Below are 24,095 nucleotides of genomic sequence, written 5' to 3' on the forward strand. Positions count from 1 at the left end.
CCAGTCACCGATCACCCGCCGTGCAACCGATACATCCATAGGGTCCAAGCCGTCCATGCCAGCCGGGATATCACTGCTGAAGTGGCTGACAATCGCGCACAAAAAAGCGGGCCTGAGCCCGCCTTTTTGCTTTACATCTCAGATCGTTTACTGCAACGAACCGCTGCCCTGCAGTTTGGACTCTGCATCCTGCGACAGCAGGCGATTCACGTCCTGCAAGTCGGTGATGTCTAGCTTGCCGATGGCCTGGCCCAGCAGCAGACGGTTCTGCAGGAAGTTGTAACGCGACTGCGCGTAGTTCAGCTGCGCCTGGAACAGCGTGCGCTGGTTCTGCACGACGTCCAGCACGGTGCGCGTGCCGACTTCCAGACCCACCTGCGAGGCATCGTAGGCGGCTTGCGCCGATACCACGGCCAGACGGCGGGCTTCCACCTCGCTGATGCCGGCAACCACGGTCTGGTAGGCATTGCGGGTGTTGCGATCGAGCGCGCGCTTCTGCTGCTCGTAGGTGTCCTGCTGGATGTCGCGCTGCGACAGTGCCTGACGCACGGCCGACTGGGTCGCGCCGCCGGCAAAGATCGGAATCGTCAGCGTGATGCCGACCGAATCGGTGTCGATATCGCGGCCCGCGGTGGTGAAGTTGCCTGCCGCCTCATCGACCGTTCCCTGACCGCCCCAGCTATTGCTGCGGCCGACATTGGCACCCAGGCTCAGCGTCGGCAGATGGCCGGCACGCGCGGCACTGACCTGTGCCTCGGCAGCGCTGACCTGCAACTGCTGCGCCTTCAATGCGGGGTTATCGGCGATCGCGGTGGCGACCAGCTGATCCACATTGCTGTAGGCGGCCGGCACTTCCGGGCGAAACTCTTCCGGCAATGCGCGCAAGCCGACCACAGGCTGGCCGGTGAGCTCGGTCAGGGCCTGGTAGTAGTCCTTGAGCGTATTGCGGGCATTGATGGTGTCGGCGCGTGCCTGGTCGTACTGGGCGCGGGCTTCGTGCACGTCGGTGATCGGTGCCAGACCCACTTCCAGACGCTTGTCGGCATAGTCGAATTGCTTCTTGGCTGCCGCCTCGTTGGTTTCGGCTGCCGCCAGCGACTCGATCCCGACCAGTACCTGGAAATACGCCGCCGAGGTACGGGTGATCAGGTCGTTGTTGGCCGATGCCAGGGTGAAATCCGCCGCCTTGGCAACTTCGCGCTGCGCACGCAGGTTGGAAAACTGCGCCCAGTTGAAGATGGTCTGGCTGCCCTGAATCGCGTACTGGCGCTGCTTGGTCGTGGAGCGGCCATCGATGCCTTCCAGTTCACGATGCGACTGGGTATAGGCGGCGCTGCCGTCCAGCTGCGGCAACAACGCCGCACGCGCCTGCACCTGACCTTCCCGATTGACCAGGCGCGTGGACTCGGCCACGGCCAGCTGCGGATCGCCGTTGCGGGCCATTTCGTAGACCTGCAGCAGGTCGGTGGCGTGCGCAGCCATGGGAGACAGGGCGGCGGCCAGGGCCAGAACGAGGGATCGGCGGATCATCGGGGAAGCTTCCTTGGGAATCAGAATTGGAATCGGGGCGTCGGTGCGGCGCCCTGGAGATAGGCGAGGTCGGTTTCGAACAACGATTCGATGCGCGGGGCGTTGACGTCGCCACGCACCAGGACCGCTTCCATCACCGGGTCGTGGCCGCGCACGACAAACAGCCGGCCGTTCGGGCGCAACCACTGCAGCCACTGCACGGGCAGCGTATCGACCGCGCCGGTCACGCAGATGGCATCGAAGCGACGCTCGCTCTGCCAGCCGAACACGTCGGCGGTTTCGATACGGACATTGCTGCCCATGCCGGTGCGATCCAGATTGGCGCGCGCGGCGGCGGCCAGCGCCGGGTCGATCTCCAGGCTGAGGACTTCGCGCGCGAGCGCGGCCAGGCAGGCGGTGGCAAAGCCGCTGCCGGTGCCCACTTCCAGCACGTCTTCGCCCGGCTGCAGATCCAGCGCTTGCAACATGCGGCCTTCGACAACCGGCTTCATCATCTTGTGACCGGCCGACAGCGGAATTTCCACGTCGACATAGGCCAGCGTCTTGTAGGCCTCCGGCACGAACGCTTCGCGTGGCATGCGCGCCAGCACGTCGAGTACGCGCAGATCCAGCACGTCCCACGGCCGGATCTGCTGCTCGACCATCTTTTCGCGGGCCTGGGTGAAATCGATCGTCATGGTGCGGTTATCCAACGCGGTGGGGCGAACATTTTACCGGTGCGCGAGGCGCATGGCGCATCTAGCATCGCCGCGCGCTGCCATTCGGCGCAGTGCCGGAAGTCATCGCCACCAAAGGCCGGGGCCCTCAGCGCGGCGCATATGCCCTCAAAAAGAAGTCCACGCTGGCGTCGATGTGCTCATCCACCTCGGCGCGGGTGGGCTGGCCGTGCAGGCCGCACATCATCAAGGCGTAGAGCTCGCCCTTGAGCAGGCAGAAGAATTGCAACGCGGCGCGCGCGACGTCCGGGATCTCCAACTGGCCGTCGGCCACCCGCGCAGACAGGAAATCCGCCAGCGCCCGCTGGGTGCGTTTGGGGCCTGCATCCCAGAACATCTCGCGGATATGCACGTCGCCGGTCCCGGGCGCCATCATCATGCGGTGGGTGGAGATGGCCGACTCGGTGCTGACCATGGCGAAGAACGCATGGCCGATCTCGGTGAGCTGGTCGCGCAGGGCGCCCTTGGGGGCGTGGTCGAACAGGTCGTCCGGCATCATATGCTGGCACTGCGCACGGATCGCTTCAGAAAACAGGCTCTCCTTGTCGCCGAAGTGGCTGTAGACCGTCAGTTTGGAGACGCCGGCCTGCGCGGCGATCCCATCCATGCTGACCCCTGCATAGCCCTGTTCCATGAACATGGTGCGGGCGGCATCCAGGATGGCGGCACGCTTCCCAAGATCCTTGGGACGGCCGGGGCCGTTACTCTTGGCCTTGGAGGTGGGTGTGGGCGAGCTGGACATGCGCCAATACTAGACCATCGGGTTCTATATTTATACTCGGCGCCCACGCGTTACGTTAACGATTCTGTCTGTCTGGCTCTCGGTGTCATGGCACTCCCGGCAGCTGTCAGGGATCCACCGAACGCGGCGCAAAAACCCCGGTGATAAATTTGCCGGAAGCCTGCCAGTGCATACCGCAGGCATCTCCAGCGAACACGGACGAGGGGACGGAGAGCGTGGACAAGGTCGGTACGCAGGCGCATACAAGCTGCGTTCGCAGCACGTATGTGCCGCGGATCGGGCGCGCGTTGCGATGGCTGCTGGCGTGCTGCCTAGTGCTTGGCGCCTGGCCGGCCGGCGCGCAGGCGCTCAAACATACGTCATACCACACGGTCACGCGCTGGAACATGGACGATGGCCTGCCGCACAACCTGGTGCACGCCGTGGCGCAGGGCGAAGACGGCCTGATCTGGCTGGGCACCTGGGAAGGTGTGGCGCGCTTCAATGGGCGCGACTTCACCGTGTATGACCGCCAGAACACGCTCGGTGTCGAGCTGGGTGGGGTGTTCGTGGTGGTGCGCGACAGCACTGGCGGCATGCTCTTCGGTACCGCGTTCGACGGCGTCTACCACTATCAGGACGGCCACTGGCAGCAGCTGGGCGACGCCTCGGCGCGGCATCTGGCGGTGAGCGCCTTGCTGCGGCGGACCGATGGCGCGCTGTGGGTGGGCACGCCGCAGACGCTGTACCGCATTGAGGGCGACGGGCGGGTGGTCGATGTCGGCCGCCAGGCCGGGTTGCCGCGTGCGCGCATCACGGCGTTGTTCGCAGACGAAAGCGGCGACCTCTGGGTTGGTACCGAGGTCGGTCTGTATCGCCTGCCACGCGATGGCGGCCAGGCTGCAGCCTGGGGCAGGGCGCACGGGATGCGCGATGCGCCGGTGCGGCGGCTGGCCAGCGACCGTCAGGGCGGCCTATTGGTGGCCGGCGACGATGGCGTGTGGTGGTGGAGCCGTGGCGGCGGCCTGCAGCGGTTCCGTCAGGGACAGCGCGTGGATTCGCTATTGCTGGACCGGCGCGGGCATCTATGGATGAGCCTGTCGTCGGGCATGCTGGTGGTGCACAGCGGCCCGGATGACCCGGACGAGCAGATCGCCATTTCCGGCGTCGCCAGCCCGGCCCTGCTGGAAGACGCCGAAGGCCTGATCTGGGTCGGCAGCACGCACGGGCTGTTCCGGGTTGCCGAGGGTGCCGCACATGGCATCACCCACGACGAAGGCCTGAGTTCGGACTACGTGCGCTGTGTGCTCCAAACCGGCAACGGCACCGTGTGGGTGGGCAGCGCGGTGGGGCTGGATCGCTGGCGCAACGACTCCATCAGCCGCGTATCGCTGTCGCCCAGCGAAGGTGGGCCCGTGCTTGAGCAATCGGTGCTGGCGCTGGCCGATGCCGGCGATGGCGGCGTCTGGGCCGGCACCTACAGCCAGGGCGTGGTGCGTCTGGATGCGCAAGGCCACATGTTGGTGCGCATCGGCGCGGCCGATGGCCTGCCGTCGACGTCGGTACGCGCGGTGCTGCCAGATGGCGACAATCTGTGGATCGGCACCACTGCCGGGCTGGTGCGCTGGCGCAACGGCAAGGCACGCCGCTACACCGCCGCCGACGGTGTGCCGGACGGCGCCGTGCAGGGCTTGTACCGTGACGCGCAGGGCATCGTGTGGATCGGCACCGATCGTGGCATGACCGCGCTATCGCCGGACGGCAGCACGCGCGCCTGGCTGGGCGATCGGGATTTCCCCGGGCAGAACGCGTTCGACTTCCTGCGCGATGCCGCTGGCGATGTGTGGATTGCCAGCGATCGCGGGCTGCTACGTTTGCGCGGTGAGAGTTTTCGCGTCTACGACCACCGGGTCGGGCTGCCGCGCGACAAGGTGTTCCGGGTGATCGACGACGGTCGCGGCTATTTCTGGTTGTCGAGCAACCACGGCGTGTTCCGCATCGCGCGCAAGAACTTCGACCAGATCGATGCGGGCACGCGCGAACAATTGAGCGTGGAAGTGGTCGACCGCAGCGACGGTATGCCGAGCAACCAGGGTAACGGTAGCAGTGCACCGGCCGGCTGGCTGACCCAGTCCGGGCAGTTGCTGTTTCCCACCGCTGCAGGCCTGGGTGTGATCGACCCGACGCGGGTGGGCACCTTGCAAGGCCATCGGGTGCCGATCGTGTTCGAGCGCCTGCTGGTCGATGGCATGGTGCAGCCATTGAGCGGCCCGCATCGGTTCGGTGCCGAGACCCGGCGTATCGCGATTGGCTATGCGGGGCTGAATTTCCGTGGCCCGGACAAGGTGCGGTATCGCTACCGACTGGAAGGCTTCGACCCGGATTGGGTGGATGCAGACAATGCTAGCGAAGCGGTCTACACCAATCTGCCGCCGGGCCGCTTCCGCTTCCGTGTGCAGGCGATGTCGCTGCCGGTGGATTGGCGGCAAAGCGATTTGTTGGGCGAAGCCAGCCTGGTCATCGCACTCGCGCCGCCGTGGTGGCGCCGGGGCGAAGTGATCGGTCTGGGGATCCTCGGCCTGGCCAGTGTGATCTACGGGTTTTATCTGTGGCGGACTGCCAGTTATCGCCGGCGTCAGCGCCAGCTCAATACCGTCATCGATCGCCGCACGCGCGAACTGAGCGACAAGAACCTGGCGCTGCAGCAGGCCAGCCAGGAACGCGAAGCGTTGATGCGCCAGCTGGAATACCGCGCCAGCCACGACGTGCTGACGGCGCTGCCGAACCGACGCGAAGCCGAGCGTGTGCTGCAGCAATGGTTCGATGAGGCGCATGCAGGTGGCGCCGCACTGGCGCTAGCGCTGATGGATATCGATCACTTCAAGCGTATCAACGACGACTACGGGCACGAGGTTGGCGATGCAGTGCTGTTCGCCATCGGCCAGGTGTTGAGCGAGCAGGATCAGGCGCACTGCTTCGCCGCGCGGCACGGTGGCGAAGAATTCCTGCTTGCGGCCATAGGGCTGGATGCGGCGCAGGCGCGCGCACTGTTCGAGCGCGTGCGGCAGCGACTGGCCGATATCCAGGTCGATGCGCAAGGCACGCCCGTGCGTTGTACCGCCAGCATGGGCATGGCGATGAGCGACGAAGCGCCGAGCCGACGCGAACTGCTGGCGTTGGCCGATCGTCGGCTGTATGACGCCAAGCGGCAGGGGCGGGATCGCTTGATCGGGCCGTAAGGTATTGCACGGAGTGCAAGCCGCAGTCTCGATGCATTGCACGTGTTCTTGCATGAGCCGGGTGATGCGTGATGAAAACGACATCCGCAGCAAATCGTTGTTTCGCCTGCCAAGCGCATCGGTCTTCAGCAGTTCGCGAAATGCGTTGCACTGGCGCGTGCCATGTCGGCCCGGACCGAGATGGCGTCTTTTTTGATCGACTTGATCGGGCCAACCTTGCAAGCCGATCAGCGTGCCGGCGTTGCCGGCAACAGCAGACCAATGTTGACCGGTGAATCGAACAGGCGCTGACCACCGCGGCTGCTTGAATCTCTGCAACATGCAGTTCGCCTGTGCAGTAAGAGCGGCTAACAACACGTAGCGAGCAGCTGTCAGGTGGCCGCGGACGGCGCGCTCAGAACCGCAGTGTACGCGTGGTACATGCCAATTCCGAGCACCGGCCACGCCCGCTTGGCGGTGAGCGCAGTCGTGGTGTTAGCTGCACTAAACCCGCGCTTGATCCGCCTGCGCACGCAACAATGCGACAAACGCCTGCGCCGCGCGCGACAAGGTGCGCCCGCCATGCGTGACGCAACCCAGCTCGCGCGATAACGCCACATCGGCCAACGGCAACGCTACGATCTGATGGTCGATCATGCGCTCGGGCAACACGCTCCACGCCAAGCCCACCGACACCAGCATCTTGATCGTTTCCAGATAATTGGTGGTCATGCGCAAACTCGGTGCCAGGCCGCGTTCGGCAAATAGATTGGCGACGATGCGATGAGTGAACGTGCCCGGATCCGGTAAGACCGCCGGGTGCGCAACCACATCGTCCAGCGACACCGCGCGCAGCGCTGCCAACGGGTGATCAGGCGCAACCACGAACTGCAGGCGATCGTGCCAGATCGGCTGCGCACGCAGCGGCGCGCGCGTGTCGGGCGCCAGCGTGGTCACTGCCAGTTCCACCTCGCCACGCAGCACCGCGGCGTACGCCAATTCCGAATCCAGGAACTGGATGTCCAGTGCCGCCTGCGGATGTTGTGTTGCGAAACCGCGCAACAACGCAGGCAGACGGTGCAAGCCCACATGGTGGCTGGTAGCCAGGCTCAAACGACCGCCAACCGCCGCGCCTAGATGCTCAAGCACGCGGCGGGTGTCCTGCAGCTCGGCCAGGATGCGTTGCGCGCGCGGCAACAGCGCCTGGCCGGCTTCGGTGAGCACCACTTGGCGGCCCAGGCGGTCGAACAGCCGCGCCGACAGTTGTGCCTCAAGCAGCGCGATGCGTTTGCTTACTGCCGGCTGGGTCAGGTGCAAGGCCTCACCGGCTGCGGAGAAGCTGCCGCTCTCGGCGATCGCCACGAACGCATTGAGGCTCGCCAGGTCCATAGGTATTCCTGAAATTCATTTCTTGAATAAACAATATGAATTTGCGTAATCCAAGGCAAGCTCCTAGCATCGACCTCAGCCAGGTGGGCGCACCCACCATCCGCCACTCGGATTGCCGCGATGACTGCCAAAACCCTGTACGACAAGCTGTGGGAACTGCACGAGGTCACACGCCGTGACGATGGTTCGTCGTTGATCTATATCGACCGCCACATCCTGCACGAAGTGACCTCGCCGCAAGCCTTCGAAGGCCTGCGCCTGGCCGGGCGCAAGCCGTGGCGCATCGACGCCAATATCGCCACGCCCGATCACAACGTGCCGACCACACGTGCAGAGCGCCAGGGCGGGCTGGAGTCGATTTCTGATGAGGTGTCGCGCCTGCAGGTGCAGACCTTGGACGAGAACTGCGACGACTTCGGCATCCTCGAGTTCAAGATGAACGACGCGCGCCAGGGCATCGTGCATGTGGTCGGCCCGGAGCAGGGCGCCACCTTGCCGGGCATGACCGTGGTTTGCGGCGATTCGCACACCTCCACGCATGGGGCGTTCGGCGCGTTGGCGCATGGCATCGGCACCTCCGAGGTCGAGCATGTGCTGGCCACGCAGTGCCTGATCGCCAAAAAAATGAAGAACATGCAAGTCCGCGTGGAAGGCACGCTGCCGTTCGGGGTGACCGCCAAGGACATCGTGCTGGCGGTGATTGGCAAGATCGGCACCGCCGGCGGCAACGGGCATGCCCTGGAATTTGCCGGCAGCGCCATTCGCGCGCTGTCGATGGAAGGCCGCATGACCATCTGCAACATGTCCATCGAGGCCGGTGCGCGCGTGGGCATGGTGGCGGTGGATGACAAGACGATTGCCTACGTCAAAGGTCGCCCCTTCGCCCCCAAGGGCGCCGACTGGGATGCAGCGGTGGCGTTGTGGACCACGCTGGTCTCCGACCCGGACGCGCACTTCGACACCGTGGTGGACCTGCGTGCCGAAGACATCAAGCCGCAGGTCAGCTGGGGCACTTCGCCGGAAATGGTGCTGGCTGTCGATCAGCACGTGCCCGATCCGGCGACCGAGCAGGATCCGACCAAGCGCGATTCGATCGAACGCGCGCTGAAATACATGGGCTTGAAGGCCAACCAGCCGATCACCGACATCCGCCTGGATCGCGTGTTCATCGGCTCGTGCACCAACTCGCGCATCGAAGACCTGCGTGCCGCCGCCGCAGTGGCCAAGGGCCGCAAGGTCGCGTCCACCATCAAGCAGGCACTGGTGGTGCCGGGCTCTGGCTTGGTCAAGGCGCAAGCCGAAGCCGAAGGCCTGGACAAGGTGTTTCTGGATGCCGGTTTCGAGTGGCGTGAGCCGGGCTGCTCGATGTGTCTTGCCATGAACCCGGACAAGCTGGGTAGCGGTGAGCATTGCGCTTCCACCTCCAATCGCAACTTCGAAGGCCGCCAGGGCGCCGGTGGTCGCACGCACCTGGTTAGCCCGGCGATGGCCGCGGCAGCAGCGGTGAGTGGGCATTTTGTCGATGTGCGTGGCCTGCAGGGAATCGAGAATCGGGAATAGGGAATCGCCAAGTCCCGCTTCCTGCTCTGCCTATTCCAACCCCCATTCCCCATTCCCGGCACTCCAATGACTCCTTTTACCCAACACACCGGACTGGTCGCGCCGCTGGATCGCGCCAACGTCGATACCGACCAGATCATTCCCAAGCAATTTCTCAAGTCGATCAAGCGCACCGGCTTCGGGCCAAACCTGTTCGACGAGTGGCGTTATCTGGATATCGGCGAGCCCGGCCGCGACAACAGCACGCGCCCCTTGAATCCGGAATTCGTGTTGAATTTCCCGCGTTATCAGGGTGCCAGCGTGCTGCTTGCACGCGAGAACTTCGGCTGCGGTTCTTCACGCGAGCATGCGCCGTGGGCGCTGGACGAATACGGGTTTCGTGCGGTGATCGCGCCGAGCTTTGCCGATATCTTTTACAACAACAGTTTCAAGAACGGTCTGCTGCCGATCGTGCTTGCCGAAACGGAAGTGGATGCATTGTTCGAACAATGCCTGGCCACCGAGGGCTACCAACTCACCGTGGATCTGGCTGCGCAACGTGTGTGTCGCCCCGATGGCGTGGAGTACAGCTTCGACATCGATGCCTTCCGCAAACACTGCCTGCTCAACGGGCTGGACGATATCGGCCTCACCTTGCAGGACGCCGATGCGATCAGTCATTTCGAGCAAGGCCATCGCGCACGCCAACCGTGGTTGTTTGGCGCACTGCAGTGAATTCGGTCGCCAGAACCACTGATCCGTCTGCGCTGAGCGAACACGTCGCCGCGCAGTTCGGGCCGCAGGCGCACGCCTATCTGCACAGCGACGTGCATGCACAGGGCGCCGAGTTCGCTGAGCTCCGTGCTGGTCTGGCGGGTCATCGCAATGGGCGATTGCTCGATCTGGGCTGCGGTGCCGGGCATGTGAGTTTCCAGCTGGCGCCATTGATGGCCGAGGTGGTTGCCTACGATCTCTCAGCAGACATGCTCAAGGTCGTGGCGGCGACTGCCGCCGAACGAGGGCTGACACAGATATCAACGCTGCAAGGTGTCGCCGAGCGCCTTCCGTTCGAGGCGGGCAGCATGGATGCAGTGGTCAGCCGCTATTCGGCGCACCATTGGAGCGACCTGGGGCAAGCACTGCGCGAAGTGCGGCGCGTGCTGCGTCCGGGCGGTATCGCAGCGTTTATCGATGTGGTGGCGCCGGGGCTGCCGTTGCTGGACACACACCTGCAGGCAATCGAGTTGCTGCGCGACACCAGCCACGTGCGCGACTACAGCGTTGCGCAATGGTTGCAGATGGTGGGCGATGCTGGCCTGCAGGTGCAGCGGCATCAGTGCCAGCGCCTGCATTTGAACTACGCAAGCTGGGTGGAGCGCATGCGCACTGCGCAGGTCATGCGTGAAGCAATCCGCGCATTGCAGGACGCGGCGGTAGATGCGGTGCGCGACCATTTCCAGATCGATGCCGATGGCTCTTTCAGTACCGATGTGCTGGTGCTTTGGGCAGTACGTTGATTTCAATGGCGCTGCGGCGTCACTCACGAGGATGGCATGAGCAAGCAGATTCTGATTCTTCCCGGCGACGGGATCGGGCCGGAGATCATGGCCGAAGCGGTTAAGGTGCTAAAGCGCATTGATGCGCAGCACGGCCTGGATTTCGAGCTGGTGTATGACGAGCTGGGCGGTGCGGCTTACGACAAATACGGCAGCCCGTTGGCCGATGAAACGCTGGAGCGTGCGCGTGCTGCCGATGCGGTGTTGTTGGGCGCAGTGGGTGGCCCGCAGTGGGACACCATCGACCCGGCGCTGCGGCCGGAACGTGGCTTGCTCAAGATCCGCTCGCAGTTGGGTTTGTTCGCCAACCTGCGCCCGGCGCTGCTGTATCCGCAGCTGGCCGATGCGTCCACGTTGAAGCCGGAAGTCGTCTCCGGGCTGGATCTGCTGATCCTGCGTGAGCTCACTGGCGGCATTTACTTCGGTCAGCCACGTGGCACGCGCACCTTGGACAACGGCGAGCGTCAGGCGTACGACACCTTGCCGTATAGCGAGAGCGAGATCCGTCGCATCGCCAAGGCGGGCTTCGAGATGGCGCGTTTGCGTGGCAAGAAGTTGTGTTCGGTCGACAAGGCCAACGTGCTGGCATCGAGCCAACTGTGGCGTGCAGTGGTCGAAGAAGTGGCCAAGGACTACCCCGATATCGCGCTGTCGCATATGTACGTGGACAACGCGGCGATGCAGTTGGTGCGCGCGCCCAAGCAGTTCGACGTGATCGTGACCGACAACATGTTCGGCGACATTCTGTCCGACCAGGCATCCATGCTCACCGGCTCGATCGGCATGCTGCCTTCCGCCTCGCTGGATGCCAACAGCAAGGGCATGTACGAGCCCTGCCATGGCTCGGCGCCGGACATCGCCGGCAAGGGCATTGCCAATCCGCTGGCGACGATCCTGTCGGTGGCGATGATGCTGCGCTACACCTTCGCGCAAGCCGGTGCAGCGGATGCAATCGAACGCGCAGTCGGCAAGGTGCTCGACCAAGGCCTGCGCACTGCCGACATCTGGTCCGAAGGCACTACCAAGGTCGGCACCGTGGCGATGGGCGATGCGGTGGTGGCTGCGCTGTAGGTTCTGCGTGTGTCGTTGCGATGATTGCACTGCTGGCGGCTATCGTTTGGCGACGATGGCCGCTTTTGTTTGTCTTGGTTGAGCTAGGCATTGTGTTGTTTGAAACGACCAGCGTGTGACTAGGACTACCTGCGCTTAAACAATTCCGCGCCGGTAGTGATTGCCTGCCAGGTTGGTCGAGGCGCGGTCGTATCCGGAGCCGGACACGCCGTGGATCCATCCCTGGAGGCTCGTTGGCGGCGTCCATGCCGCCAACTGTCCCGGCCCCGGATACGGCACCACGCTCATCAGTGCGTCCGCTGATTTGAAAGCAATGCGTTCAAGCGCAGAGCTGAGCGAGGCAGCCTAACGCTATTCAGCAGCGCCGCCACAGCTTCTTAGTCGCAGCGGCGTTTGCCGCGTGCAACCAACACGCGATGAGGTGTGGTACTCGCGGCTGTGGGTCGCATGTTCCTGTCTATGCCGATGCACGGCATAGATTAGGAGCTCAGCCCCACTCGGCGTCGCTCTCATGCGTGCCCTGTTCGGTTAGCTGCAGTGTCTGTCTCAAGCTTGCTAAGCCAGAACGCAGTAAAACCCGGCAGCGCAACAGTCGTCAGCGGATCAAGAGCATCACTGCTCGCCCATCAGTTGCCGTGGTAATGAGCGGTGCTTGCACGCGTGCTGGCGTGGGACGTTGAGCGGCATGGATGCCGCGCCAGAACCTACATGGACGTACTTGCGGCGTGTCCCACGCCGGTACGCGTGCAAGCACCCGTAGCAAACTGAAGCTTTGCCACGTTGGCATGCACGCAAGCGTCAGCAGCAAACCAACGCACGCGTGAAACAGTTCGAACATCAAAACCAAAACAGCCAGCAGATCACTCTGCTGGCCGTCAGGTTTGCATCGTCCAGCGACTGCGCGGCGTTACGCCACCGCAGCCGTCTTGCTGGCGACCACGCCACGCTCGCGTTGCCGCAACAGGCGGTTGGCCACATCCAGCCATGCCAGCGCGCTGGCTTCGATGATGTCCTTGCTGGTGCCGGTGCCTTCGTATTCCACGCCGTCGTGGCGCACGCTCAGGCTGGCTTCGCCGCGCGCGTCTGCGCCGATGCCCACGCTGTGCACCTGATAGCTGTCCAGCTCCAGTTTCACGCCGGTGGCCGAGGCCAATGCACCGAACAGCGCATCCACCGGCCCGTTGCCCTGCGCGGTTTCGGCCACGCGATTGCCTTCCGGATCGGACAACTCCACCAGCGCATTGGCGCGGCTGCCGACATCGCTGATGGTCATCGATGCCAGACGGTAGCCTTCCTGCACGGTGGCATCTTGCATCAATGCCTGCAGATCGGCGTCGGTGACCACACGCTGCTTCTCGCACAATGCCTTGAACTGTTCGAAGACCAGCTTGACCTCATCTTCTTCCAGCAGATACCCCAGCGCGCGCAATCGTTGTTCAACCGCAGCGCGGCCGCTGTGGCGGCCCAGCACCATCTGCGACGATTCCCAGCCCACGTCTTCCGGGCGCATGATTTCGTAGGTACCGCGATGGCGCAGCATGCCGTGCTGATGGATGCCCGACTCGTGCGCAAACGCGTTGCCGCCCACCACAGCCTTGTTGCGCTGTACCGGCATGCCGACCAAGCGCTGCAGCAACTGCGAGGTGGACACGATGCGCGGGGTATTGATCGCCGAATCGATGTTGTAGAAGGCGCCACGCACTTTCAGCGCCATGGTGATTTCTTCCAGCGCGCAATTGCCCGCGCGCTCGCCGATTCCGTTGATGGTGCATTCGACCTGACGTGCACCGCCTTCGATGGCGGCCAGCGAGTTGGCCACCGCCAGACCCAGATCATTGTGGCAATGCGCGCTGAAGATGACCTTGTCGGCGCCTTCCACGCTGGCGATCAACCGCGAGAACATGCCGCGGATCTCTTCGGGCGTGGTGAAGCCCACTGTGTCGGGCAGATTGATGGTGGTGGCGCCGGCGGCGATCGCCACGCGGGTGACCTCGGCCAGGAAATCTCCTTCGGTGCGGGTTGCATCTTCGGCAGAAAATTCCACGTCGTCGATGTAGCTGCGCGCCAGCGTCACGTGCCGGTGCACCGATTCCAGCACCTGCTCGCGGTTCATGCGCAGCTTGTGCTCGCGGTGCAGCGGGCTGGTGGACAAAAACACATGCAGGCGGGGGTTTGCGGCTGCTTCCAATGCCTTGGCCGAGATTTCGATATCGGTCTGCAGGCAGCGCGACAACACCGCCAGGGTGGGACGGCGCAGTTCGCGGCCCATCATCGCCACCGCTTCGCGGTCGGAATGCGAGCTGGCAGGAAACCCGGTTTCGATGATATCCACGCCGAGCTCATCCAGCGCGCGCGCCATGACCAGCTTCTGCTGGGGCGTCATGCTGCAGCCGGGGGATTGCTCGCCGTCGCGTAGGGTGGTGTCGAAAATTCGGATATGCGGGGTCTGGTTGGATACGGTCGTGTTCACCAGGAAGACTCCTCTGCGGCGATGGCGGTGACAGGCGTTGAAGCGACTGCGGATGGGCGGGAAAGAACGGGTGTATCGGATAGTGGCTTGGCGCTACGTTCGTTGCGAAGTCGCTCGGTATTGCGACGACGCGGCTTGCGTGGCGGACGCGGCCGCACCTCGGACAAGAGTGTGGCCAACACGGTTGCGTCGATATTACCGCCAGAGACCACCGCACATTTGCGTTTCCCGGAAACGCGTCTGCCGGCGGCCAACGCCAGCGCGCCAGCGCCTTCGGCGATGACGTGCTCTTCCAGCGCCAGACGCACTAACGTTTCGCGTAATTCGGCCTCGCGCACGATCACCACATCGTCGAGCAGGCTCGAGCACAGACGACGCGTCAGGAAGCCGGGGATCTTGACCTTCACACCGTCTGCCAGCGTTGCAACCGGGGTGATCTCGCGCAGATCGCCGCGTACGGCGCGCGCCATCGAGTCGACGCCTTCCACCTGCGCCCCGACCACACGCACGCCCTGCGACTTCAATGCCAGCGCCACGCCGGACGCCAGCCCACCGCCGCCGATCGGCACGATCACCACGTCCGGCGCATGCGCCGCCAGTTCGATGCCAACCGTACCCTGGCCGGCAATCACATCCGGGTCGTCGAAGGCCGACAGGAAGCGATAGCCATTCTGGTCGGCCAGCTCGCGCGCAAACGCGAATGCCTCGTCGTAGCTGCTGCCATGCTGGCGCACAGTGGCGCCCCAATGCGCGACACCGGCAATCTTTGTCCGCGGCGCGCCGTAGGGCATCACTGTGATGGCCTGCACACCCAGCCGATACGCCGACCACGCCACGCCTTGCGCATGATTGCCTGCCGAGGCGCAGATCACCGGGCGCTCATCGCCGCGCTCCAGCCCGGCCAGCAATGCATTCAATGCGCCGCGCACCTTGTAAGAGCCGGTGCGCTGCAGGTTTTCAAGCTTCAACCACACGCCGAAGCGTTCGGCGTAATGCAGCGGCGTGGGCGACAGGTACTTGCGCAGGCGTGCCTGTGCCGCCAGCACGTCGGCCACGCTGACGGCTACGTCGCTTACCTCTGGCTCCTGTGCCGAAGCGGAAGGGCGGCCGGAATCAGGCATTGCGGCACGCGCGCGGCCGATCCGGAAGAAGACACCTCCGAACGGCAGTTTGATCGTCGCGCGAGGTCTGCATGCTCATGCCGCAGCCTCGACCGACTCCAGTGCAGTGATCACCACCGATTCGCAGTCGTACACTTTTTCCAACTGCAGGCGCAGCGTTTCCGCCGGACGGCTGCTGTCCACATCTAGTTGCAGATGCCAGCGCCCGGCATCGTCCGGTGCTGCTACGCCCTGAATCGCGCACGGGCGGAAGCCGCGGCGCTCGGTCATGCCGATCACCCGCACCAGCGCGCCTTCTGCCGGCTTCAGCACCAGATCAAGCCGGTAACGCATGCGATGTCTCCTTGGCCGCGTGTGCGGGGTTGCTGTCCAGCATGGTGCTGTTGGCGTTGTTGGGCGGCACCAGCGGCCACACGTTGGCGCGTGCGTCGATGGCGACATGCAGCAGGCCGGGACCGGGCTGCGCCAACAACTCGGCTAGCGCCGCATCCACATCGCCGCGCGCGATGATGCGCTTGGCCGGGATGCCGAATACCTGCGCCAACGCCGCAAAATCCGGGTTGTCGGACAGATCAATTTCGCTGTAACGCTCGGCAAAGAACAGTTCCTGCCACTGCCGCACCATGCCCAGCGAACTGTTATCCAGCAGCACGATCTTTACCGGCAGCTTGCAGCGCGCAATCGTCACCAGCTCCTGCACGTTCATCATGAAACTGCCATCGCCGGAGACCAGCACCACGGTGCGATCGGGGCAGGCAAACTGCGCGCCCATGGCCGCCGGCAGGCCGAAGCCCATGGTGCCGAGCGCGCCGCTGGTGAGGTGATTGCGCGGGTCGTTGAAGCGGCAGTGCTGGGCCACCCACATCTGATGCTGACCTACATCGCAAGCAATGATGGTGTCGGCTGGGGCTACTTCGCTCAGGCGCTTCAACAGCGCCGGTGCGTAGATATCGGTACCGGGCGCGTCGTAACGCGCGCCGAATTTTTCACGGTTGGCAAAGCAGCGCGTGCGCCAAGCCTGGCAGTTGGCGCGTGCCGCACTCAAGGCTTTCAAACTCACTGCCACGTCGCCGGGCACCGCGATATCGGCGGTGCGCAGCTTGGAAATTTCATACGCGTCGGCATCCAGATGGATGACGCGCGCAAACGGGGCAAACTCGCTCAGCTTGCCGGTTGCACGGTCGTCGAAACGCGCACCGACGACGACCAGTAGATCGCATTCCTGGATCGCCATATTGGCCGCACGGGTGCCGTGCATGCCCAGCATGCCCAGGTAATCCGGATGTGCATGCGACAACGCACCCAGGCCGCGCAAGGTCAACGCGGTCGGGATGCCGGTGGCTTCGACAAAGCGCCGGAATGGCTCCACTGCACCGGCCAACGCGATCCCGCCACCGCCGTACACCACCGGGCGTTCGGCACTGGCGATCGCTGCCAGTGCTTCGGCCAATTTCGCGTCCGCCGGCACCGGCGGCGGCAACACCGCTGCCGGCACATGCGCGGGCAGATGCGAGGCATCGGCCACCTGCACGTCCTTGGGCAGATCGATCAACACTGGCCCGGGACGTCCTTCGCGCGCAATGCGAAACGCCTCGCGCACCATCTCCGGAAGATCCTCCACCCGCCGCACCAGAAAGCTGTGCTTGACGATCGGCATGGTCATGCCGAATACGTCCAGTTCCTGGAACGCGTCGGTGCCCAGTAACGGGGTGGCGACCTGGCCGGTCAGGCACACCATCGGCACCGAATCGAGCATCGCGTCGGCGATGCCGGTGACCAGATTGGATGCGCCCGGGCCGGAGGTGGCCACGCACACGCCGACCCGGCCGCTGGCACGTGCATAGCCGTTGGCAGCGAGTGCGGCGCCCTGTTCGTGACGAACCAGGATGTGCTTGAGCCTGGAATCCACCAGGGCGTCGTAGAACGGCATGATGGTGCCGCCCGGATAGCCGAACAGCGTTTCCACGCCTTCGGCTTCCAGGGCCTGCGTCAGCCAGCGCGCGCCGTTACGGGGCGTGCTGTGTGCGGAGGTGTTCATGCGTTGCGGACCTTCGGTTTAAGCGGTGGGGGAGGCGGCGGCGTTATGCCGCCTGTTGATTCGCCGGTGCGGCGGCGGCTTGCTGTTCGCCGTTGAGCCACACCATCTTGGCGCGCAGCTTCTTGCCCACTTCCTCGATCGGGTGTTCCAGATCGGCCTGTTTGAACTTGTTGTAGCTCGGCAGCCCGGCTTCGTATTCGGCCACCCAGTTCTTGGTGAAGGTGCCGTTCTGGATATCGGTCAGCACGTCCTTCATGCGCGCCTTGGTGCTGGCATCGATCACACGTGGCCCGCTGACATAATCGCCGTATTGCGCGGTTTCGGAAACGAACTCAAGCATGCGGGTAATGCCGCCTTCGTAAAACAGGTCCACAATCAACTTCAATTCGTGCAGCACTTCGTAGTATGCGATTTCCGGCTGATAGCCGGCTTCCACCAGCACTTCAAAACCGGCCTGCACCAGCGACGAGGCGCCGCCGCACAGCACCGCCTGCTCGCCGAACAGATCGGTTTCGGTTTCTTCCTTGAAGGTGGTCTTGATGATGTTGGCGCGCGCGCCACCCAGGCCGCCGGCATAGGCCAGTGCGAGGTGTTCGGCCTTGCCGCTGGTGTCCTGGTACACCGCATAGATGCACGGCACGCCGCGGCCGATTTCATACTCGCGCCGCACCAGCGCGCCCGGGCCCTTGGGCGCAACCAGCACCACGTCCAGATCGGCGCGCGGCCGGATCATGTCGAAATGTACGTTCAAGCCATGCGCGAACAGCAGGCAGGCGCCCTGCTTCATGTTCGGGGCGATGACGTCTTCATAGAGCTTCTTCTGCACCATGTCCGGGGTCAGGATGGCGACAAGATCCGCGCTCTTGACCGCCTCGGACGGCGCCACGACGGTGAAGCCATCGGCCTGCGCCTTGGATTCGGTCGGGCCACCGGGGCGCAGGCCGACAGTGACGTCGAAGCCGGAATCGCGCAGGTTCAGCGCATGCGCGCGGCCCTGGCTGCCGTAGCCGATAATCGCGATTTTCGGTTGGGTGTCGTTGCTCATGGGTTGTCCTTACGGGGTTGGCAGTTGAGATTGGCAGTGGATAAACGGATCAGCCGGCAGTGCAGACACTGGCCGGCTGAGCAAAGCGGGGATGAGCGATGGCACTGCGCGGGCAACCACAAACATCAGCGTCTGACTGGGCAGTGCTGGGTCGTTTGGCGGAAGTGGCAGTGATGTCGTTCATGTCATTCGAAACTTTTGGTGGTCCCTGAAACGCGAAACCCCGCGCCGTTGCCGGTGCGGGGTCTGATCGAAGCCTTGTGTGTGTTGCCTACACGAAGTCTCGTCCCGCACCGGTTGGCGAGGTAATAAGTACGAGCACGAGAAGCGACGCAGCCAGCGCGCCGGAGGGCGCGGCCATCAGAGCGTTCGAGGTGGTGTAGCGGTGCGTCATGGGCTTGAGATAACCATCGCAGCAACTAGGGTGTCAACCCTTGCGCATGAAACATCCGCATCAATTTGCAAAGTCGCGTGCAAAGCCCCGTGGCAGCTGCATGGTTACCGTTGAAACCGGATCGATGCAGCACAAGAAGCGCTGACGACGGTCACCATCTGCGCGGCATCGAGTGCGTTGCCAAGTGTCGATTGGACGGCGGGGCACAGCCCCGCTGGTATGGTTAGAAGTTCATTACTTTAGTTTCATGGGGGCCATCAGTGATGCGTCGCGTACCTATGTTGTTGGTGTCTGCTCTGGCGCTGCTTGCGCCGCCCCTCTGCGCTGCCGACCGCGTCACCGGGCAGCCGTTTGCCACCCGCTCGGAAGTCATCGCGCCGCATGCCATGGCCGCCACCTCGCAACCGCTTGCGACCCAGATCGCATTGGATGTGATGAAGGACGGCGGCTCGGCGGTGGATGCGGCGATTGCAGCCAACGCGGCGCTGGGCCTGATGGAGCCAACCGGCAATGGCGTGGGCGGAGACCTGTTCGCGATCGTCTGGGACCCCAAGACCCACACGCTCTATGGTTACAACGGCTCGGGCCGCTCGCCCAAGTCGCTGACGCTGGCCGAGTTCCAGCGCCGTGGCTTGAAGGACATTCCGCCGACCGGCCCGCTGCCGGTGTCGGTGCCCGGCGCGGTAGATGGCTGGTTTGCGCTGCACGAGCGCTTCGGGCGCAAGCCGATGGCGCAGAACCTGGCGCCGGCAATCCGCTACGCCGGCGAAGGCCATCCGGTGGCCGAAACCATCGCCTATTACTGGGACCGCTCGGTGCCGCGCCTGTCGCAGTACCCGGGTTTCAATGAACAATTCACCATTGACGGCCATGCCCCGCGCAAGGGTGAGCTGTGGAAGAACCCCAACCTGGCCAACACGCTACAGCAGATCGCCGATGGCGGCCGCGATGCGTTCTACAAGGGCGACATCGCGCGCACCATCGGTGCGTACTTCAAGGCCAATGGCGGCTACCTCAGCTATGAGGATCTGGCCAGCCATACCGGCGAGTGGGTCGAGCCGGTGTCCACCAATTACCGCGGCTATGACGTATGGGAGCTACCGCCCAACAGCCAGGGCATCGCGGCGTTGCAGATGCTCAATATTCTGGAGGCCTACGATTTCTCCAAGATTCCGTTCGGCTCGGCCGAGCATGTGCACTTGTTTACCGAAGCCAAAAAGCTCGCCTTCGCTGACCGTGCGCGGTTTTACGCCGACCCTGCATTTCAACCGGCACCGTTGGCAAAATTGATTTCCAAGGAGTACGCCAATCAGCGCCGTGCGCTGATCTCGATGGATAAGGCGCTCAAGGAAGTGCAGCCGGGCACGCCCAAGCAACTGGAAGAGGGCGACACCATCTATATGACCGTGGCCGATGCCGACGGCATGATGGTCTCGCTGATCCAGTCCAACTACCGCGGCATGGGCAGCGGCATGGCGCCGCCGGGGCTGGGCTTCATCCTGCAGGACCGCGGCGAGATGTTCGTGCTGAAGAAGGATCACCCCAACGGCTACGCGCCGGGCAAGCGGCCCTTCCAGACCATCATCCCGGCCTTCGTCACCAAGGACGGCAAGCCGTGGCTGAGCTTCGGCGTGATGGGCGGTGCGATGCAGCCACAAGGGCACGTGCAGATCGTGATGAACCTGGTGGACTTCCATATGAACCTGCAGGAAGCCGGCGACGCACCGCGCATCCAGCATGAAGGTTCCACCGAGCCTACCGGCCAGGCCACTGCGATGAGCGATGGCGGCGAGGTCAATCTGGAAACCGGCTTCTCCTACGACACCATCCGCGCGCTGATGCGCAAAGGCCACCGGGTGATCTTTGCCGATGGCCCGTATGGCGGGTATCAGGCGATCGCCCGCGACCCGGTCAGCGGTGTGTACTACGGTGCTTCGGAAAGCCGCAAGGACGGCCAGGCGGCCGGATACTGAGCGCGCGTTACGGCCGAGGTTGTCGCTCAACTCCGGCCGCCGCGCGCCGCTAATCAAAGGATGTAGCAGGAGCCCTCATGAACTCGATGCAACAGCCGGACCCGTCGTCGCAGACCCAGCCGGCCATGCTCCCGGATGCGCCGGTCGCGTTGTTGCGGCTGTCTGCCGAAGCCTGCCTGGTGGCCTGCAACCGCGCCGGGCTGGATGTGCTGGGCAAGACGGCGGCCGAACTGCAGGGCGCGCCGGCCTCGGTATTGTGGGGATTAAGCGCCGCCGATCTGGTTGGCGAAGAGGGCGTCTGGGCTGCCCCGGGCGACGGCGCGGCGCGTGCGCTATGTGCGCGACCGTGAGCACGGGGGCTGGATGCTGTCGCTGCCGCATGTGGAAACCGCGATCCTGCTGCGTGAGGCTACCCGTCTGGCCGACGGCAGCCGGCCGGTGCCGATCTCGCCCCTGCTGCAGCCGCTGGTAGCGCGCCTGCAGGCCGAACACGAAGACCGCACGGTGCTCGAGCGCACCGCGCAAGCGCTGGCCAGCTGCGAACTCGACCTGCTGTTGCCGCCGGGGCTGGCGGAAACCGAGATGGGTCGCCGACTGCAGGCCGGGTTCGGCAATCTGGCCGAGGCCATCCGCCAGGCGGTGGCCTTGTCGGTGCAGATCGCCGCCGAAGTGCCGCCGCTGGTGGCCGAAAACGATGAGATGGTGCGCCAGTCGCAGGCGCAAAACGAGGCGCTGGATGGCGCGCGCACCGCGGTGGTGCGGCTGTCGTCGAGCCTGCAGGACGTTAACACCGAGTTGGCGCAGGTCATTGCGCTGGCCGCCAATGCCGATGACAGCGCACGGCAAGGCGTGGCCGCGGCGCATGCGCTCGGTCAGGCCATGCACGAAGTGGAGCGCCGGGCGTCACGTGCAGGCGAAGTCATCGAAGTCATCGATTCGGTGGCGTTCCAGACCAATATCCTGTCGATCAATGCCAGCATCGAAGCCGCGCATGCCGGCGATGCCGGCCGTGGCTTTGCAGTGGTCGCCACCGAGATCCGGCGTCTGGCCGAACGCGCCGCCGCGGCGGCACGCGACGTCCGCGCGATTCTGGCTGAAACCAGCGCCGCAGTCGGCGAGGGTGCGGCTTCTGCACGTGGCACCGAAGCGGTGCTCGATGGCATCACCCGCGTCCTCGGGCAGGCCAGCAGCGCGATGACCACGGTGGCCGGGCGCATCCAGGCCCAGGACGGTGAGATTCGCGGAATTGAGCGTGCGGTGGACGGTGTGGTTGCATTGGGCCGCAGCAATCTGCAGCACGCCGCGCATGTGGCCGAACGCAGCGAAGCGCTGGAACGCGGTACCGAAACTCTGCGCGATTGCGTTGGCTTGTTCCGGCTGCCGCCGGATCAGCTGCAAGTGCCCAGGCACGCGCAGGTCAAGGAACTGGCTGTCGCCACTGCCGGCAAGATCGGCACAGCACTGGCGCAAGTGATCGCGCGCGGGCAGATCGACGAAGCGGCGTTGTTCGCGCGTACCTACACGCCAATTGCCGGCGTGGAGCCGCCCAAGTTCAGCACCGATTTCGATGCGGTCTGCGATCAAGTATTGCCGGCGTTGCAAGAGCCGCTGCTGGATGCGCACCCGTGGATCGTGTTCGCCATCTGTGCCAATCCCGATGGCTATGTGCCCACCCACAATCTGCGCTTCACCCAACCACTGACTGGCGATGCCAAGCGCGATCTGGTCGGCAACCGCACCAAGCGCAAGTTCACCGACCGCGTCGGCCGCAGTGTGGGCGCACACACCGACCCGTACCGCTTGCAGGTCTATCGTCGCGATACCGGACAAATCATGTTCGACCTCTCCGCGCCGATCTTCGTCGGCCGCAAGCACTGGGGCGGGCTGCGGGTGGGCTATACGCTGGAGTGACGCCGTAGGGTGTACCCGCGCGCTCAAAAAAAGCCGCCGAAGATCGGCGGCAGGGAGAGAGAGCAGGTTTCTTGTTGTAGTGACTGCAGGGTAGCGGTGTGATGTGCCGTGGAAATGTCTGCGCATGTCGCCATCGCTCTGCCATGTGCCAGTCGCTCGCTTGCGTGTTATCGCGCTGGTGTAGGAGGTGCTATTGGTCGAGCAAGGATCGGAATAGGTATCGAAGCTGTCCGATGCGCCCAGATACAGATCTTCGATCGATGGTGCGCGGAAACCGGTGGCGTAATTGCCGCGAATCAATAGGTCGGCGACCGGCTTCCACTTGAAGCCGAACTTGCTGTTGGTGGTGCTGCCGAAGGTGTTGTAGTCCGAATAACGCACTGCTGCGCTCAATTCCAGCAACTGCTCACCGGGCACGTCTTTCAGCAGTGGGATGGCCATTTCGGTGTAATAGTCGTTGAGCGTGTACGAGCCAGAGGTGGGTGTGAACGAATTGCCAGAGGTGTAGCCGGCCGAGATCAAGGCATCCGGTGAGGAGAATCCGCTTTCCCCGCGGTGTTCGACACCGGCGGCAAAACTGATCCATCCGGCGGGCAGCTCGAACAGATCGCCGGTGAGGTTGGCGGTGAAACTGCTGTTCTTGTATTGGTACGTGTTGTGTGCGGTGAACAGGATGTAGTCCAGCATTCCTCCGGTCACGCCACCGGCCGGCGACAACGGATTAAACGGCACGCAGCCGGCAATGACGGCGCCGCCACTGTCCAGGCACACAAGGTGCCATTGACGATGCCCGATGCACCGAGCGCGTTGCTGAGGTTGAGCAGGTTGACATCGCCGTACTGGGTTTCGGTCTGGTCGGTCTGATTGTGCCCAAAGCCGACATCCCAGCTGAACTGCCTGTCCGCAAACTGGAAGTCGCCTTCCAGCCCGGTGTACACGTGCGAGGTCTTGACGTCCTGCTGGTAGGTGCGCGCGAATGCGGTCAATCGATGCGACCAGCCGACATCGCGCCCATCGCCACCGTAGGCGCTGTTGTAGGGGTTGTAGTAGCTGTCGCCGCTTGACAGGATGCCGGTGTTGACCGAGGCCAGCGGAAAGCCGGCCAACTGCTGCGACGACTGGCGGCGGTTATAGAGTCCATCGAACTTGAAGCGCACGTTGGAGCGTTGTCATAGTCATATGTACGGCGGTTTCCGGTAGAGGAGGAGCGACAGCGCGATCCCCGTTGAATGGCACACCTGCGTGCGGTGGCATCGGCAACACGTAGGCTTAGCGGGAATTTAACAAGCGGGTTCCGCCGCCGTTTTTCGTTAATCGGCACCTTGTTGCGTTACGACGCGCGCAACGCATGCGCGCGTCACCCAATGCCTGAGCGAGGCTGGGCGTGTGCTGCCACGGCGTGG

15 protein-coding genes, 1 other RNA gene and 2 pseudogenes are annotated in these 24,095 nt (G+C 64.0%); 7 read left to right on the plus strand and 11 right to left on the minus strand.

Annotated elements, in window-relative coordinates; all coding sequences use genetic code 11:
• Positions 1 to 147: 147 nt before the first annotated feature.
• The 3 genes from NX05_RS15620 to NX05_RS15630 form a co-directional block, all read right to left on the minus strand.
• Positions 148 to 1,530, minus strand: coding sequence for a TolC family outer membrane protein (locus NX05_RS15620; RefSeq protein WP_039434376.1), 1,383 nt, complete (start codon positions 1,528 to 1,530; stop codon positions 148 to 150).
• Positions 1,531 to 1,550: 20 nt separating this feature from the next.
• Positions 1,551 to 2,207: a protein-L-isoaspartate O-methyltransferase family protein gene (locus tag NX05_RS15625; protein ID WP_010364369.1), complete on the minus strand. Its 657-nt coding sequence runs from the start codon at positions 2,205 to 2,207 to the stop codon at positions 1,551 to 1,553.
• A gap of 127 nt (positions 2,208 to 2,334) precedes the next feature.
• Positions 2,335 to 2,988, minus strand: coding sequence for a TetR/AcrR family transcriptional regulator (locus tag NX05_RS15630; protein ID WP_039434379.1), 654 nt, complete (start codon positions 2,986 to 2,988; stop codon positions 2,335 to 2,337).
• 215 nt (positions 2,989 to 3,203) lie between these two features.
• Between NX05_RS15630 and NX05_RS15635 the strand changes: the two genes are divergently transcribed.
• Positions 3,204 to 6,206: a two-component regulator propeller domain-containing protein gene (locus NX05_RS15635; protein WP_039434382.1), complete on the plus strand. Its 3,003-nt coding sequence runs from the start codon at positions 3,204 to 3,206 to the stop codon at positions 6,204 to 6,206.
• Positions 6,207 to 6,551: 345 nt separating this feature from the next.
• Here NX05_RS15635 and NX05_RS22835 read toward each other — a convergent pair.
• A non-coding RNA gene (locus NX05_RS22835) (sX9 sRNA) lies at positions 6,552 to 6,628 on the minus strand.
• Between the two features lie 61 nt (positions 6,629 to 6,689).
• Complete coding sequence (locus tag NX05_RS15640; RefSeq protein WP_010364377.1) at positions 6,690 to 7,574, minus strand: LysR family transcriptional regulator; 885 nt, start codon at positions 7,572 to 7,574, stop codon at positions 6,690 to 6,692.
• 120 nt (positions 7,575 to 7,694) lie between these two features.
• Between NX05_RS15640 and leuC the strand changes: the two genes are divergently transcribed.
• The 4 genes from leuC (at position 7,695) to leuB (ending at position 11,740) form a co-directional block, all read left to right on the plus strand.
• Entirely contained in the window at positions 7,695 to 9,134 is a 1,440-nt protein-coding gene (leuC, locus tag NX05_RS15645) for a 3-isopropylmalate dehydratase large subunit (protein WP_010364379.1), read from the plus strand.
• Positions 9,135 to 9,200: 66 nt separating this feature from the next.
• Positions 9,201 to 9,848 (plus strand): 3-isopropylmalate dehydratase small subunit, encoded by a 648-nt coding sequence (gene leuD, locus NX05_RS15650; RefSeq protein ID WP_010364381.1) that lies wholly within the window; start codon positions 9,201 to 9,203, stop codon positions 9,846 to 9,848.
• Positions 9,845 to 10,630, plus strand: coding sequence for a class I SAM-dependent methyltransferase (locus NX05_RS15655; protein WP_039434385.1), 786 nt, complete (start codon positions 9,845 to 9,847; stop codon positions 10,628 to 10,630). The genes leuD and NX05_RS15655 overlap by 4 nt, the downstream gene beginning before the upstream one ends.
• 36 nt (positions 10,631 to 10,666) lie before the next feature.
• Positions 10,667 to 11,740 carry a 3-isopropylmalate dehydrogenase gene (gene leuB, locus NX05_RS15660; protein WP_039434387.1) on the plus strand — a complete coding sequence of 358 codons (1,074 nt, stop codon included), beginning with the start codon at positions 10,667 to 10,669 and terminating at the stop codon, positions 11,738 to 11,740.
• Between the two features lie 907 nt (positions 11,741 to 12,647).
• Here the strand turns inward: leuB and NX05_RS15665 are convergent.
• The 5 genes from NX05_RS15665 to ilvC form a co-directional block, all read right to left on the minus strand.
• The gene (locus NX05_RS15665; protein ID WP_039434390.1) at positions 12,648 to 14,210 is read right to left on the minus strand and encodes a 2-isopropylmalate synthase; all 1,563 of its coding nucleotides are present in this window, start codon (positions 14,208 to 14,210) and stop codon (positions 12,648 to 12,650) included.
• Complete coding sequence (locus NX05_RS15670) at positions 14,207 to 15,331, minus strand: threonine dehydratase (protein ID WP_039434392.1); 1,125 nt, start codon at positions 15,329 to 15,331, stop codon at positions 14,207 to 14,209. The genes NX05_RS15665 and NX05_RS15670 overlap by 4 nt, the downstream gene beginning before the upstream one ends.
• 75 nt (positions 15,332 to 15,406) lie before the next feature.
• Positions 15,407 to 15,664, minus strand: a complete 258-nt coding sequence (locus NX05_RS15675; RefSeq protein WP_010364392.1) for an ACT domain-containing protein — start codon at positions 15,662 to 15,664, stop codon at positions 15,407 to 15,409.
• Positions 15,648 to 17,369 carry an acetolactate synthase 2 catalytic subunit gene (gene ilvG, locus NX05_RS15680; RefSeq protein WP_039434395.1) on the minus strand — a complete coding sequence of 574 codons (1,722 nt, stop codon included), beginning with the start codon at positions 17,367 to 17,369 and terminating at the stop codon, positions 15,648 to 15,650. Before ilvG ends, NX05_RS15675 begins: the two co-directional genes overlap by 17 nt.
• 43 nt (positions 17,370 to 17,412) lie before the next feature.
• Positions 17,413 to 18,414: a ketol-acid reductoisomerase gene (gene ilvC / locus NX05_RS15685; RefSeq protein ID WP_010376783.1), complete on the minus strand. Its 1,002-nt coding sequence runs from the start codon at positions 18,412 to 18,414 to the stop codon at positions 17,413 to 17,415.
• A 657-nt stretch (positions 18,415 to 19,071) separates the two neighbouring features.
• On the opposite strand from ilvC, the gene ggt reads away from it, so the two are divergent.
• Positions 19,072 to 20,781, plus strand: a complete 1,710-nt coding sequence (gene ggt, locus NX05_RS15690) for a gamma-glutamyltransferase (protein ID WP_039434397.1) — start codon at positions 19,072 to 19,074, stop codon at positions 20,779 to 20,781.
• 77 nt (positions 20,782 to 20,858) lie between these two features.
• Positions 20,859 to 22,692 (plus strand): annotated as a pseudogene (locus NX05_RS15700) (methyl-accepting chemotaxis protein).
• A 168-nt stretch (positions 22,693 to 22,860) separates the two neighbouring features.
• Here the strand turns inward: NX05_RS15700 and NX05_RS15705 are convergent.
• Positions 22,861 to 23,852: pseudogene (locus NX05_RS15705) on the minus strand (TonB-dependent receptor domain-containing protein); the annotation flags it as partial.
• Positions 23,853 to 24,095: the final 243 nt, after the last annotated feature.

The sequence above is a fragment of the Xanthomonas vasicola genome (assembly GCF_000772705.2).
Classification (GTDB): Bacteria; Pseudomonadota; Gammaproteobacteria; order Xanthomonadales; family Xanthomonadaceae; genus Xanthomonas; species Xanthomonas vasicola.